The following is a 15,350-nucleotide window of genomic DNA, read 5'->3' on the forward strand; positions in this document are numbered from 1 at the left end:
GCTCATCCTATTTTATTCTTTTTTAGCAACACATTTATTTCCATCTCTTACCCTAATAACAATATTCCCCTTTGATAAGGAATTAATAGTTGTTTCATTAGCAAGCTCATTTGTTCCATTGAATCGAGTCCAGTAATTATTACCATTCAAACTATACTCATATTTCGTTCCGCTCCCTCCCGATACATTTTTAACTTTTATTTTTCCATCTCCAACATTAAAACAAGAAATATCATTTAGTTTCTCAGCATCGAACCTAACATTTAGAGGCTTTTCTATTCGAAAATCAGGCGTTTTAACCAAAGCATCCCAAAAAGAATCATTTGCCGCTGGCATAGATGGATTTTCTCCAATATTTAAAGTTTGATATCTAAAGAAATATTTATCGTTGTTATTTAAATTAGCCGCAATATCTTCGGACCATTGAAAACCAAATTGATCGCTACCAAGATCTTCTAAAATAATTAATGGATCAGATGGATTTACTTGCTTAGTACCTAACTGATTAATTAAAACAACATTACTTCCATCCTGTTTGAATAAGGTAGCTACAAATTGTTCATTTGAATCGATCCCTCTACTCACTTTAACAGATATTTTTCCATCGTTCAAATATGAGCAGGTAGTATTACTCTGATCATAATATTCAATAAAATCAGGAGAACAAGTAGTAACTGTATAATTCTCTATTGCTACAAACTTATTTAACGATCTGTATCCCGTTCTAAATCTCAAAATACTTTGCCCACTCATAGAAATCCCTTCGGTTTCGTACAAATCTTGAACATTCACAACTATAGATATCTTTCCTGAACCTAAAGGTTTCCACCCACTGGTATTTATTTGATAATCCCAATCATATCCGCAATTTAATCGAATATTAGATGAGTAGCAAAGATTCATATTAGAACCATCCGGGTTTTCTGGACCTTGTATATTTAACGGGAAAACCGTTTGTTGATAAGTACAAGCCGAAAAGGTGTTAAATGAACCATGAAAATTCACTTTGGTAAATTCCGCAGTATCACGAAATTCACAGTATGTAGGACTTGCAAAAGAACCTTCAGAATTAAATATAGTGAGGGTAACTGTGTTAAAATCATTTGGTAAACTAACAAAATCGAAAAAAACATCATTCGGAGCAACAAAGTTGTGTTCAACTCTACCTCCACCTCCTTTATCAGTTTCAATTAATAAATGAGCAAAATTTGCTGTGGTGGTTCTCATAATAACCGTTTTTACCAAATAAGAATACTCAGGATTTTGAGCGTTTACACTTAATACAAACCATGTCATAAAAAAAAATATTGATACTATCTTCTTCATTTTAATTCAATTTAGCAAAACATCCCTGACTATCTTTTAGTTTCAACCTTAGTCTAGTTTTTTTAAGATTATTTATAATTACATTATTTGAGGCAAAGGACGTCCAGTTTTTAAGTACCGTTACTGTGTTTGTCCCTTGAACTTCATATACTATATATGAAAAGCTTCTATTCGATTCTGAAATAACATTATAAACCCTTATCTTTCCATCTTCTACTTCGAAACAAGATTCATCATTTAATTTTTCTGCAGAGAATTCGACTCTTCTTGCATTCGTTATTGTAAAACTATACTCCGATAATGTTGTCCAAGTTGGATCAGTTGGGGAAATCCCACCACTTCCAATTTTTGTTTGGTACTTAATCTTATAATTACCAGAAGGTAAGTTCTCACTCCAAGTGTGGCTATAACTTCCATCTGGTTCATTGAATAAATTAGAAGATGTTTCTTGTGGATTTGGAGCTAAATCGAATCCTGTACTATACTGATAATAAAGCGTCATAATAAGTTTTTCATTAGAGTCTAAATCTCTCTTTACCTTTAATTTAAAACTACCATCCTCAGAATAATTACATTTTGTTTTAAAAGCACTCAAACTATCAAACTCAGGTGAACATTCAGTCAAACTAATAGTATATGTACTAAAAGAATAAAGTACATCACTGGTAAACGGAGCCGTATATTTAAAACGTAATTGTAAATTCCCCGTAAATTGTGTCCTCCACGATGCCCCAAAAACATCCAATAAACTGACATTTAAAGGGTATCTATTTTTATGATTTGGTATTTCTTTCCACCCCGTATTACTGTAAAATTCCCATACCAAGTCATTCACATTATGATTTACACCGTCAGAATACTGAGCAAATAATTGTTCTTTTTCGCATAACTTACCCACAGGTGCTGATATACTGGGTAAAAAAACAGCTTTATAACTAATAGCTAGACAATCCTGAGTTCCACAAGTAATAGGATCCTCTCCTGAATAAATATTTTCATAAGATGAAAAATGATTAAATGTACTTTCATATTCAACTCCATTACACATTTCAGAATACTGACCACATGGTCCATTACAACCATAACCTGGGTCATCATTATAGCCTTCTTGATAATCTATCTTAATATAAACACTATTACTATTAATTTGATAACGACCAGTTGAATGAGTAACAGAATATCCATTTCGATAATCCCCTATTCTTCCATCACATTCACCTGCACCATCTGGTCCAGTAATATTTTGCGGTCTTACGGATAGTACATAAAGTTCCGATTGCGCGCTTATTTTAAAGCAAATAAAAAAAAAGATAAAAAAAAGTACCGCTTTATGCATAATTAGTATTTTAATTCTATTTGTTTTATTTCTCCTAAACTCCCGTCTTTAAAAACTGGTCTTAGCAAATAAATATAATAGTTATTCGGTCGTATATCTTCATCAACTATTCGTGTAATTGAAGGAGGAGCATTTCTTAATAGTCTAATTTTCTTTTCTTTTATTCCTTTATATATCATTACTTCCAACAAGGAACTTTCATCTTCAATTTTCCAAAAAACTTCTATAAACCCATTTACTTTATCCACATAGGTTCCTACATTTTTTATTCCAGATTTCAATGAAGTCCTTGGAACTTCAATAGTAAGGTAATCATCATTTTCTGACTGTAATCCACTATCATCAACAGCTTTTATCAAATACTGATAATCAACATTACCGTCAACATTAGAATCTATCCAGTCTGTATAAGCAATGTTTAAGGTATCTTTTGTTTTAGGTAAAGAAGCTACTAAGTTCCATTTAATACTATCTTGCACTCGCCTGAATACTTCATGTCTAAGAACATCTGAGCTTTGACTATTTGCCCATTTTAAGTTTACCTTACCTTCTTTAACATCATACGATGTAATCACAGGTGAAGCAGGTGGTATATAATCTGGTTTTTTAAGAATTAACTCATCAGAATAATCTGACATATTAAAACGCTGATCAACTGCTACAATTTTATAATATACTTTATCATTAAGGCTTTTTACAGAGACACTATCATAAAAAGTTGTTGCCTGGTGGGGACTTACTGTTATTTGAGAAAATTCCTCTACTCTATTATTTCCTTTAAAAACTCGATATCCCAACATATCCGACTCGGTGTTTGCTTTCCAATTCAAAGTTACCACACCCAAACTATCTACTTTCCCCTCTAATCCAATTGGTTTTATAGGTGGAATGGAATCAATCGGTTGCACAAGAACAGGATAAGAATCACGATTACTTCCTGTTTTGCCAATTGCCGTTATCGTAAAATAGTTTGTTGGTTCTAAATCATTATATATAACTGTTCTTTTACTGGGTAAAATATAGTCTATAACAGGTTTATAGATTCCATCTACTTTGTTACTCTTATTCAATCGGAATCCTTTAATAAATCTATTGCCTTCTTTTAGAAACTCCCATTCTAATAGTACTCCTTTATTTTTGTTTACAATTTCTTTGGAGCTTATTTTAGGTACATACTCTAATACTTTTAATCCTTTACCTGATATTATATCTGAAGGAGGACTTAATTCTCCAAATGCTGTTCTACCCTTAACTCTATAATAATATGTTTTGTTATTGGCTATAGAATCTATGTAATAAATTCTTTTTGTATCGACTCTCCCTCCGCTATTTAAGGTAGTGTATGGTAATTTATTGATTCGTTTAAAATTTTGACCACTTTCAGATCGTTCAACAAAATAGCTATTATACTCATTCGCATATACTTTGTAATTCCAATTTAACATTACCTTATGATCATCGAAAATGGCTGCTAAATCAAGAGGTTTAGGTAACCTTTCATAATCTTGCATACCTATAAAAACTCCACCATCGTTAATGTTCATTTCGCTTTTAGGAACCAATGAGAATACTTTATAAACATATTTCTCATTCGATTTAATTCCGAAGTCTTCAAATCCCAAACCTGCTAACTTCGCTATGGAGAAATCCTGATCTGCTGCATATAAAGCCCAAGTGAATCGTTGTTGTTGCTCTTGAGACATGTTAATAATACCTTGTAAATCACCGACTCCTTCTACATTAAAACTTTCTCCAAACAAAGCCTGCGCCATTACAGCCGCATTATTATTTTTCTCAACCACCTTCATCCATTCCACTGGAATTGCTGGTTTAAAAGTACCAAAGTCTTTCACTATAGGCTTACTTAAAGTTTGACCTCCTATACTAATTGTATACCTCTTTACTTGATATCCATATTGATTTAATTTTCTAAATGCAATTGGTTTATCTGGTGCCCAGCGCAACATTATTTTATTACTTTCATGAGCTCTTCCCAAAACTTTTATCTCTGATGTCTTTGATATATTTTGGGCTTTAGTTACTCCTATTGAGTACACTAAAAATATCGCTATTAAAACTATCCTTTTCATTTAGCCTTAAAATGGGTTTTTATATTTAAAAATTGCTTTAGAGCCTAATTTATTACCTGGCAATACATACTGCATTTTAACCTTATACTTTCCAGAACTTATTGCCGGAAAAATTCCATTTATAATGTAATTATATTGTTGAATTTGAGAAGCGTATTGATCTGGGAAATTCAAGTATTTATTAACCACCTTATATTGTAAATCGATAAAATCCATTTTATAATGATAAGGAAGGTTATATCTAAAAGGCATTCTTTTATCCAATAAAGAAAAATTAGGGTTTTGTTTTAAATAAGGCACATACCATGTTAAAATATCGACACCTTTCTTTGGAGGTAATCCTAGTTCGTTCACACTCCTATTAAAAGTGAAATCAGGCTCTAATGGGTATCCTTTATATATTAGATCGTAAATTCGATCTTCATAATACGAATCATCAAGAACGGCCTCCACTGTAATAAGAGCCTTATAACCTGAATATTCGCTTCCTTCCAATTCTACAACGTCAAACCTTTCAGATTCTTCCATATCCGTTTGAATAGCATGAACATCAGAATAAATAGGTTCTAAATAATGTTTTACAATATTTTTAGCTCTAATTTTCTTTTCAAACGTTTTATATTTACTAGTACTGAAATTATACTTTAGTAGCTCGGTTTCTACATCCGAATTTACTACGTTCTGCACATTTTTATTTCTAACTTTCACAGAATTTCCTTCTTGCCCTGTTTCCTTCTCAGTATACGATGTTGAATTTTCTTCCTGTTCTTTTCCTTCGGGAATACTTATCAATTGAACTGTATATTCCTTACTCTTTTGTAATTTACTTAAAGTGAAATTAACCATTCTATCCGCTTTATTATAACTAACGGAATTGGTAGTTGAATGACCATCTACATTAGTATATCGTACATTTTGCGTCCAATTTGTCTCTGGTTTAAATAAATAAGGTTGCCCTCTTTTTAACTTGACATATCCATTATTGGTTTCATCTTGATAAAAATATTTTTGATCTATTACAGGATATGAATACACAATGTTTTTTACAGGAATATAATCAGGAGCTTCTCCAGTTGTAAATGTTCTTTCTTCAATTTCTTGTGCTTTCTTTCCATTGGTTAAGATAGTTATCCAACTTCCACCTTTCAACTCTTGAAAACTTACAATCACCTTGGCTGTTAATGTAGATTTTGGAGGTAATACATCAAATGAAATAAAGTTCGCTACATCTTTACTCTCACTCCATTCTAACTCTCCTTCAATTGGAACTCCTTCTTTTGTGACAACAAACTCATCTAACAAAATTCTATATGTTTTTACTCCTTGGTCATCTTCGAGTTCAAATGCTTCATTAATTTTCATATTAAACGCTGCTTGCGGAGCTGTAAATACATCAATTTCTGAAGCTTGATCCTCTGGAGTTACCCCTGAAATAATTTTAAGTCCCCCTAACGGTGCTCCTCCAACGACTTCACATTCATCTCCTAATTCAATTTTAAATCGGAATTTACCGCTAATTAATCCTCCAAGAATATTAAAATGTCCTCCCACATATCCCCTAAACCATGATGGGTTTGGAAGTTTGGCTTGCAGTAATACTGCAGCTCCTGCTTTAATAATTGGTATCTTCTTTTTTATAAACCAAAGCCTTATGTTAATTCCTAGTTCACCTTCCAAATATGCATACGCTTGTCCATTAGCATACCATCCATCGACCCCTATTTGACCACTACCTTTACAAGCGGTTTCTCCATAGTCTTTTATCATGATATCAAATCCTAAGCCAGCTCTAAATCGTGCATAAAAAATCAAGAAGTTCATGTCTCCAGTATCGATACTTAAATCCATACCAATAGCGAACCCTCGTCCATCACCAAGAGCGTTTAAATCACGCATATAATCAAGGTTTGACAAATTAACACCTAAAATATCTGCAACGGCTTGCGGAGGTGGAGGACTTCCAGGGATTTTGTCTCCAATCATTAAATATGTGGTTGCTTGAACACTAAACCCTCCTATTCCTACTCTTAAACCAATACGATCTTTGGGTGTTCCCATATGCAAATACCAACCTTCAGAACTTGAATGAAATACTGCCCAACCAGCTCTTCCCTTAGGACCGACGCCACTAAAGAAATTACCAGGAGTATTTACATAAACTTCCATTTCAGCATGGAAAGAGCTATTTTGAAAATCCATTTCCATAGAAAAATGAGCATCAATCCCTGCGTCAAAAGTCAATCCATCTTGTGGAAACGTTACTTTACTATATTCAACTAAATTCGTCTCTTTTAACTTCTGTACAAGATCACTTTCCGCTAGGTCATTAATTTTATCTTCAATCTTTCCAAGTTTTTCTTTTAATTTATCTCCTAAACCAATATCAAAAGACTTCATAATATGTGCTTCTCCAAAAAAGAAAATTCTATTTAAACCACCACGTTTATTAAACTCCATTTCAAATCCAATCTTCCCGTTGAAAGCACTTTTATTAGCTGTTTCAAAACCAATCATAGCTCTAAAACCTAAGCCTGTATCTTTATTAGGAACGTAGTCCATTCCAGAGGGAGGAGGAGGTGTTGTGACTGGTTCTCCATCATACAATTGCAAAGGAGGCTTCGATTTTTTTGTCATATGATAATAAGCTCCACCTCCAAAACCGTTAATACTCAAAGGACCTATAGTTGGTTTCGTTGGCATACTAGATAAATCTGCATATGCATCTACATACCAATACCTAACGTCTGTTTTACCAAACCAAGCGGTAGCTTTAATATTAATATTGTTGAAATCAGCTTCAAGTTCTCCATAAAATCCATTACCATAAACTGGATCATTATCTTTAATATCAACAAATCCCTTAAACTTAACCTTTCCTAAATCCGCTTCTACTTTTATTCTTTGAATATCAACTCTATCAAATTTCCAGCGATGTAATTCATTTTCTTCATGGAACTTTCCTACGATATCCAGTTTTGTTCCTCCAGCAAAACCTTTTCCCATTAAATTGACATCAATAGCAAAACTCAACGAAGTTTTTTGATCGTTAGCCGTTACTCCGATTTCTGAAATTGTAACAGGGAACTTAGCAAATTTCACATCTCCTTCATATCCCATATAATCAACTGAAAAATAAGGTGACTCTGTTTGTAGCTGTAATTTCTGAAACTTTACTCCCTTAAAATCAACAATTCCTTTTTTACCATTTTCTAATTTGGCATTACTTGCATTAATGTTTAAACTTCCATGCAGAACTGCTTTTGGTCTAAATTTCCCTTCGGATACCTTTAGTTCAATTTTTGAGTTCTCAAGTAGCTCTGCTTTCGCTTTAAACACATCAAATTCCAGTTTTTTTAGTGGAGAAAGACTCAAACTGTATTCATCTTTAGCGACATCAATTATAGCTTCATATTTTACGGTTCTCTTTTCTAAATCATCTTTCGATAAATTAGCAACTTCATCCTTACTTAACTTTTTTGATACTGGTAACACAATATTCCCTCCAAATCCGGCACCGGTAATTTTATTAGCTTCGAGGTTTGCATGTAAATCATGTACAGAGAATTGCCAACCAGAAGCATTTCCTTTATCAAGCGCTAGAACATTTTTCGCAGAAAACTTACCCGATATTCCTTCATTATCTAATAATAAATTAGCGGCAGTAAATGTAATTCTCTCGTCACTTCCGTTTTCTTTAAACTCTTTAGGCAATGCAATTTTTAAAGACTTTATAAAAACACCTCGCCATAACTCCTCATTTCCCGCAACTAAATATTTACTTCTATAACTATCTGTAAATTCAACACGCTCAGAATTCCTTAAATCACTAAAATCAAAAACAGCTGTATTGACTTCGAAGATTAATCCAGCTTTCCCTTTTCCATCAGTCCTTCTCTTATTTGTAAGTTGAAAAGGAGATAAGCTAACCTCTGCAATAATATCATTCCAATCACTAACAACGGTTTGAAAACTACCTTTAACTCTAGTTTCGACGTCTTCGATACGCTTAAAATTTGCGTCCACAGGTTCAACCAAATCTCTTGAAAACAACACATCAGCAGCAACACCAATTTCTTTTATTCCCGAACAGTCAATAGTTACATAGGTCTTATTGTCAATCGTTCCTGTTTTCATATTAAACCCTCCTTTAAGCTCTAACAACGCTTTATTTCCATTAATTGGAATTGGAATGTTTCCTAGTAAGGAAATATTGGTATCACCAACGATACCACCCTTATGCGATATTTTTAAATTATCCGCTCCAAAAAATAAAACTATTTGACTCCCATCTTTTCGAGATTGAGGAAGAACTAATTTAATAAACGCTGTTACCTCTGTGTAATTTGGATAAAACCTAGCTTTACTAATACCTAATACCGTAGTAAGTCCCCCTATTTTCTTTTTTACTCCAATTGGTAAACTAACCATATCATCGGAACCAAGAACATCAACATAGTTACCCTTTTCCTCAAGCTTATCGAAAATAGCGCTTGCTTTTGCTATTAATGTATCTACCTTAGGGTTTTGAGTATAATTTTCTATTAGAAAGTTCTCATCGAAATTATCGTGACCAAGAAGGTTATGATATCTCAAAACTTGAGATTCATTACCTGTATTAATTTCTGATAAATTATTAGCAAATACAAATGAATAGCTTAATGCCAATAATAGGGTAAACAATTTTTGCATAAATTGATTCTAAGGGGGTTATTTCTCTATTTTCAATACAACAGAGCAAAATTAACATTAATTTATAAATTCTTAAAAATAATTAAACGAAATATTAGCATTATTCACAAATCTAAGCTGTCAAAGAGTAAATAAACTAACACTATAGCCGCCAAAATGTAAAGTAAAGATGTTATTTCAACTGACAAAACTTCTCAAACCACCTACAGTTCGCTGCCATTCAACTAATAAACACTGTATCTATTCTAATTTCAAATTACATTTAAGTGACTTTCAAACATAATAATTAATAAAGGAGAAGCATTTTACCCGTTACTAGGTAGCTTCTTCTTTTTCGTTAGATACTCACAAATTCCTTTTAAAAAAATCACACAACTTCATAAATACATATTAAAGCTAGCTCTGAAAAATTTAACAGATCCGATAACCTACTAATAAACAACTCGTTAAAAAAAATCTGCATTTTATCCTCATATTAGACAATTTGTTTCTGTTTTAACATAAAACACTACATCACAAATACTTCACTCAGTTTCAATCAAAACTTCTCATCTATCTTTGCTATGTAATTAATAACAGTTCCCCTAATGTTGCTTTTTACAAGCTTTAAAAATTAGTTTTAAATAGTTCGTTTTTATTAAGGCTATCAAAACAACATCATCTTATTAAAGAACTTTCCCCCTTGTTTTGATAGCTTTTTAATAAAGAGCCCTATCTTCTTATTATTTGATGAGTAATTCCTACTTTACTCCTTAGTAACTAAAACTTTATATTTGTATTAAAATCAATATTAGACCTTCAAGGTGTTGAAGAATTAAATAAAAACTATCTAAAAATAGTCAATGGTGTAAACTCTTGCCTTACAGAATGTATAAGATATGATTGCATTGATGTCCAGGACAGTATAAGTGTTATTCCATTAATAGCTGTCTTCAGCAATACTATATAATAAACAGTTTTAAATAGTAAACAATTCTTTAAGTCCATAAAATTAAAGACTTATTTTTTTCAAATCATACCCTACAAAAAAACAATTACAATAATATACGACGGAGATAAAAACCAAAAAGTTTTTCCGTACTCGACTATTTTACCTTAATTTGAAAAAATTGTTTTATGTTTAAAAATCCTTTTTCATTCAATAGAAGAATAAGGCGAACTGAGTTTGGCTTAACCTATATAATATATTTAGTATTTCTTGGGATAATTGACTTTTTAATACTTGAATTCAACATTACTATTTTATACATTCTCTATATACCCGCCATTTGGTTTTTTATCGCACAAGGAGCTAAAAGATGTCACGACAGAAGCAATTCAGGTTGGTACCAAATTATTCCCTTTTATGTTTTATTTATGCTTTTTGCTGATAGTATATACGGACCAAATGAATTCGGATTAAATCCCAAAAGAGAAGGGAATCATGACAACCTAGATCAAATAGGAATTCAAGAATTATCGTAGTCAGCTCATATAATACGATTACAATCTTTAATACATTCTAGCTTCATAAATTTTTAAATAAACTATAAGACGCAAACATTGCACTATTCCCACTATAATACCACCCCTGCGATTAAAACCACCACTGATTAAACTTATAAATTTGTTTCACATTCCTAAAATGTTATCATTCGAAATCTTAAAATTCAAAAGAAAAATAATTGGGTTTGTAAGTTTTGCTTTTTTTCCCGACAACATAAACGGTTAATATTGTTGAGAAGGAGTTTATTCATTTCAATATATAAAAAGTAATTAACTGCGTATTGGCTCGATTTTCGTTGCGTAATTTTTGAAAATATGTTGGTGCGCAGTCTTTACTTTTACAGACATTCTTTTGAAACCATTATTTATTTCAATAGTGTTTCAATTCGCTTTCTTAAGACTCATTTTAACTTTTAACAGCACTTTTTTCACTAAAAAGGTTCTATTATTTATATTCGAGGGTTATTAATCATAAAGTTACTTATTATGTTAAAAAACCTAACTACTATAGGACAAGAATTAAACAAACAACAACAACAATCTATCAGTGGAAATGGAGGCTGTTTTCCACTTCAAGCATGCCCACCTGAAACACATTGGAATCTAGGTTTGTGTGCATGTATTCAAAGTAATTCATAATTACATTAACAAAAAGAAGCTGACTGAAATGTAATTTCCAGTCAGCTTTTTCATATCCAAATCATTAATACTTGATTTTATTTTCTTAGGTCTATCTTGGTTTAGATGTGCATGTTTTCAAATTAGAGTTAAAACTATAACTATCGTTTCTTTTTCTACTTCCTGAATATCGCTTAACATAAATCACTTAAAACTCATATCTTTTTTTTATACAGAAAAAAGAATTTTATGAAAGAACAAAAAACATGTAATTTCTAATGTTATTTGCATTTCTTCGCTCGTCAATAACCATAAATACCTTATAATTTATCCTTAGTTTTTCAAAAAAAGTAGAGCCTCTGAAATTGACAAAAACAGAATTTACAAATAGATTATTTGTTTTTTTTTATATTGCACCTTGATTAAGTTGCTGCGTGTTGACCGAACTTTCAAACATACCAACCCCTTGAAATAAGTTAATGCGCAGTTTATTTACTCAGGTTAAATAAATAAAAAAACACCTTGTTAAAGGTGTTTCTTATAATCTATTGTTTTTAATGTAAATATTAATTTGCTCGAAAGTTTCTAATCACGAACGCCAGTTGAATGCATCATCTTTAACCTCCACCCTATTTCTGTTTTTACAGCTACTGCGCTTTCTAACCATTTAGCTTTTCCAACTAAGGTATCTGCTCGTGTAAAGTCTGCTTCATTGAAATAAGCTATTTGAATAGAATTTCCGAATTTCTCAATAGATATATAATCCATTTTATTAATTCTCTTTGCTCTATTTGGCCTTGCTAATTGACTTTTCATGTATTCTTTTATACGGTCATTATCCCAAATTTCACCCTGTTCCAAAATAATGAAATCTTTAGTATGATATTTACTAATTTTCGTTGAATCTACTCCTCCCCATAAATCATCAAAAGCGCCTTGTATTAAATCTTGAGCAATTTTGATTTCTTCTTTGGTAATTGGTTTTTCTTTTTGATTTGATTTTTCAACTTGACATGACGTTATTAAAACTGCAAATAATAATAAGCTCATTGACTTCATTTTTAAAGACATAATTTTATAGTTTAGTAGTTATTTCATGAGGAATATTTAGTGATTCCACCTCTGCCAAATATAGAGAAATGGCAGACTATACGATAAATTTTAACATACTTCCATCAATCAAAAACTGAGTAGCTTCACAGCGTTCTCCTAAGGTTTTAAACTCATTCATTCCTTTAATGCGAACTTGCTTTCCACTAGGATATTTTCTTAAAAAATTAGGGTCTTTAAAGTAAAAATGAATAATCCAATCTCGCTGTAATAGAATTTTATTTCCTGTTTTCCAACTTTTAGGAGTTACTGCAGGGAATGTTGAACTACATCCGTTAATTAAGTTGTATTTTTTTTTCATCTTTAATCTTACATTTTAAACACTATTTTAAACACGATATGCTAAAAATGTAAAGGATCAGTCACAAAAGTTGTGTGTGAATTAATATTAAATGTTGATTTTTGCAAAAAAGAGAGATTTGGATTTATCATTAGATGTTTTAAAATTTATACTCCCTGAGTTATTAATCACACATTTTAATTTAACAACTCATAAAGTACAAGGGAAAGATTTACATCTTTATTTTGAAGAAAAGAAAGCTATTCCAGATGAGTTTTCAAAAGGGTTAATTATATCTCATGGTTTTCATAAAGAAACCACTATTGAAGACTTTCCCTTGAGAGGTAAAACAGTATTACTTCATATTAAACGTCGCAGATGGCTAAATAAAGAAACTCAACAAGTAGTACAAAGAGATTGGGATTTAGTAGCACAGGGAACTCGCATGACCGTTGAGTTTGCTGTTTTTTTAAAAGCACTTAGTCAGTACTAAAGCGAATGACTGTCATACTATAGCAGGTTTTTACGGGCTCAATGGTAAAAAATTACAACGTCAGTTTAAAGATTATTTAAGTGATTTTAAACAGTGGAAAGAGAAGTCACATGCTAAAGATTGGTTACTATTTCCTGAAAATATAGGAAAACAGCTTTCTATTGATGAAGTTGCTTTATCTAAAGGAGAGCTTTATACTATTGTTACTAATAAAAAAGCGAAAGGGAAAGCAGGAAGTATTGTAGCTATTATTGCTGGAACCAAAGCTGAAGACGTTAGTGGTGAGCTCCTTAAAATTCCAAACTCCAAACGAAATAAGGTTAAGGAAATCACTTTAGACATGGCCAATACCATGAAACTAATAGCTAAAACATGCTTTCCTAAAGCCACGCAGGTTACCGATAGATTTCATGTGCAAAAATTGGCTTTAGATGCTTTACAAGATATACGCATAAAACATCGTTGGGAAGCAATAGATCAGGAAAACAATGATGTAAAAGATGCTAAAAACAATAACAATACATATACCCCTATAACTTTTAGTAACGGAGATACTTTAAAACAGCTTTTAGCTAGAAGCCGCTATTTACTTTATAAGACGCAAGCAAACTGGACAACTAAACAAAAGATTAGAGCTCAGATTTTATTTGAACAATTCCCAGACATTAGAAAAGCATATGTAATATGTCAAAAACTCAGAACTATATTTAATAACCGATTAATAACTAAAGCGGTAGCTTATACAAAACTTGCTAAATGGTTTAAAGAAGTTGAAGATTCAGGGTTTAAAGCTTTTAATATAGTAGCAAACTCCATTAGTTTAAATTACCAATCCATCCTTAATTATTTTGACAACAGAAGTACAAATGCAGCAGCAGAATCTTTTAATGCGAAAGTGAAAGCGTTTAGAGCGCAGTTCAGAGGGGTAAGAAACGTAGAATTCTTTCTTTTTAGATTAATCCAAATTTTTGCCTAAACACAACTATTAGTCTTGATCCCTAAAAATGTAAACCTTGCAGGGCTGATAAAAAACAACAAAGCCTTAGTAAATACTAAGGCTTTGTTTTGGGTGGAAGACGGGATTCGAACCCGCGACCCTCGGTACCACAAACCGATGCTCTAACCAACTGAGCTACAACCACCATTTGCAATTGCGAGTGCAAATATATAAGGTTTTCCCTATCCCACCAAACATTTTTTTAAATTAATTTACTTAAATTTTCTACTGCTACGTAACGTTCTGAAGTAAAGCCTTCTGCAAATTCAACTCCAATTAACCTTCCTAAATCATTTGCTCTATATTCAACGCTATCGGTAAAATTTTTACTTGTAATAGGTGTTTCTGGCTCCTTACTATTCGGATCATAAAACTGAGATCCATAAGCCATTACTGCATCAATTTTCTTATCCATGTACCCCGTTACATCCACTACAAAATCTGGTTCAATATTTTTCCATTGGATATAATGATATACTTGCTTTGGTCGCCACTTCTCCTGATTTACTCCATCTATTTCAGTTTCAATTTTCAACAAACCACTTAAAAAGCACGCGTTGGAAACCAAATTACTTCCTTTTGGGTGATCAATATGTCTATCATCAATAGCATTACACAAAACAATTTCAGGCTGATATTTTCGTATCATTTGTATAACCTCCAATTGATGCTCTCTGTCATTTATAAAAAACCCATCCGCAAATCTTAAATTTTCACGTACACTCACTCCCAAAATTTCAGCTGCTTTTTCTGCTTCCTTATCCCTTAGCTCTGCTGATCCTCTTGTCCCTAATTCTCCTCTCGTTAAATCAACAATTCCAATTTTTTTACCTAATGCAACTTCTTTCGCTATTGTAGCACCGCATCCTAGCTCAACATCATCTGGATGAGCCCCGAAGGCCAATATATCTAATTTCATGTACTTA

General features: G+C 32.1%; 11 protein-coding genes and 1 tRNA gene. 4 read left to right on the forward strand and 8 right to left on the reverse strand.

What is annotated here, in order from left to right; all coding sequences use genetic code 11:
- Positions 1-12: 12 nt before the first annotated feature.
- The 4 genes from BLW23_RS05865 to BLW23_RS05880 are packed head-to-tail and all read right to left on the reverse strand — an operon-like array spanning position 13 to position 9,441.
- A complete protein-coding gene (locus BLW23_RS05865) occupies positions 13-1,326 on the reverse strand; it encodes a SprB repeat-containing protein (RefSeq protein WP_093668274.1) in 1,314 nt (437 codons plus the stop codon).
- 1 nt (position 1,327) lies between these two features.
- Positions 1,328-2,662 carry a hypothetical protein gene (locus BLW23_RS05870; RefSeq protein WP_093668275.1) on the reverse strand — a complete coding sequence of 445 codons (1,335 nt, stop codon included), beginning with the start codon at positions 2,660-2,662 and terminating at the stop codon, positions 1,328-1,330.
- Positions 2,663-2,664: 2 nt separating this feature from the next.
- On the reverse strand, positions 2,665-4,752 hold the full coding sequence (locus tag BLW23_RS05875; protein WP_093668276.1) for a fibronectin type III domain-containing protein: 2,088 nt from the start codon (positions 4,750-4,752) through the stop codon (positions 2,665-2,667).
- Between the two features lie 6 nt (positions 4,753-4,758).
- Entirely contained in the window at positions 4,759-9,441 is a 4,683-nt protein-coding gene (locus BLW23_RS05880; RefSeq protein WP_093668277.1) for a hypothetical protein, read from the reverse strand.
- A gap of 1,116 nt (positions 9,442-10,557) precedes the next feature.
- Between BLW23_RS05880 and BLW23_RS05885 the strand changes: the two genes are divergently transcribed.
- Positions 10,558-10,905 (forward strand): DUF805 domain-containing protein, encoded by a 348-nt coding sequence (locus tag BLW23_RS05885; RefSeq protein WP_093668278.1) that lies wholly within the window; start codon positions 10,558-10,560, stop codon positions 10,903-10,905.
- A gap of 507 nt (positions 10,906-11,412) precedes the next feature.
- Positions 11,413-11,565, forward strand: coding sequence for a hypothetical protein (locus tag BLW23_RS23160; protein WP_176829761.1), 153 nt, complete (start codon positions 11,413-11,415; stop codon positions 11,563-11,565).
- A gap of 564 nt (positions 11,566-12,129) precedes the next feature.
- Here BLW23_RS23160 and BLW23_RS05890 read toward each other — a convergent pair.
- A complete protein-coding gene (locus BLW23_RS05890) occupies positions 12,130-12,594 on the reverse strand; it encodes a hypothetical protein (RefSeq protein WP_093668279.1) in 465 nt (154 codons plus the stop codon).
- A gap of 97 nt (positions 12,595-12,691) precedes the next feature.
- On the reverse strand, positions 12,692-12,955 hold the full coding sequence (locus BLW23_RS05895) for a hypothetical protein (protein WP_093668280.1): 264 nt from the start codon (positions 12,953-12,955) through the stop codon (positions 12,692-12,694).
- Positions 12,956-13,073: 118 nt separating this feature from the next.
- Here BLW23_RS05895 and BLW23_RS05900 point away from each other — a divergent pair, with 118 nt between their 5' ends.
- A complete protein-coding gene (locus BLW23_RS05900) occupies positions 13,074-13,427 on the forward strand; it encodes an ISAon1 family transposase N-terminal region protein (protein WP_093668463.1) in 354 nt (117 codons plus the stop codon).
- A 19-nt stretch (positions 13,428-13,446) separates the two neighbouring features.
- Entirely contained in the window at positions 13,447-14,403 is a 957-nt protein-coding gene (locus BLW23_RS05905) for an ISAon1 family transposase (protein ID WP_093668281.1), read from the forward strand.
- A gap of 91 nt (positions 14,404-14,494) precedes the next feature.
- On the opposite strand, the gene BLW23_RS05910 is transcribed toward BLW23_RS05905, so the two are convergent.
- Positions 14,495-14,570 (reverse strand) — tRNA-His (locus tag BLW23_RS05910).
- Between the two features lie 56 nt (positions 14,571-14,626).
- Positions 14,627-15,343: a bacillithiol biosynthesis deacetylase BshB1 gene (gene bshB1 / locus BLW23_RS05915; RefSeq protein ID WP_093668282.1), complete on the reverse strand. Its 717-nt coding sequence runs from the start codon at positions 15,341-15,343 to the stop codon at positions 14,627-14,629.
- Positions 15,344-15,350 lie beyond the last annotated feature (7 nt).

It is taken from the genome of Tenacibaculum sp. MAR_2009_124 (assembly GCF_900105455.1).
Taxonomy (GTDB): Bacteria; Bacteroidota; Bacteroidia; order Flavobacteriales; family Flavobacteriaceae; genus Polaribacter.

Excerpts from the sequence above, each read along its gene's own strand:
- BLW23_RS05865 (WP_093668274.1), bottom strand. The coding sequence starts at position 1,326 with ATGAAGAAGATAGTATCAATATTTTTTTTTATGACATGGTTTGTATTA.
- BLW23_RS05870 (WP_093668275.1), bottom strand. The coding sequence starts at position 2,662 with ATGCATAAAGCGGTACTTTTTTTTATCTTTTTTTTTATTTGCTTTAAA.
- BLW23_RS05875 (WP_093668276.1), bottom strand. The coding sequence starts at position 4,752 with ATGAAAAGGATAGTTTTAATAGCGATATTTTTAGTGTACTCAATAGGA.
- BLW23_RS05880 (WP_093668277.1), bottom strand. The coding sequence starts at position 9,441 with ATGCAAAAATTGTTTACCCTATTATTGGCATTAAGCTATTCATTTGTA.
- BLW23_RS05885 (WP_093668278.1), top strand. The coding sequence starts at position 10,558 with ATGTTTAAAAATCCTTTTTCATTCAATAGAAGAATAAGGCGAACTGAG.
- BLW23_RS23160 (WP_176829761.1), top strand. The coding sequence starts at position 11,413 with ATGTTAAAAAACCTAACTACTATAGGACAAGAATTAAACAAACAACAA.
- BLW23_RS05890 (WP_093668279.1), bottom strand. The coding sequence starts at position 12,594 with ATGAGCTTATTATTATTTGCAGTTTTAATAACGTCATGTCAAGTTGAA.
- BLW23_RS05895 (WP_093668280.1), bottom strand. The coding sequence starts at position 12,955 with ATGAAAAAAAAATACAACTTAATTAACGGATGTAGTTCAACATTCCCT.
- bshB1 (WP_093668282.1), bottom strand. The coding sequence starts at position 15,343 with ATGAAATTAGATATATTGGCCTTCGGGGCTCATCCAGATGATGTTGAG.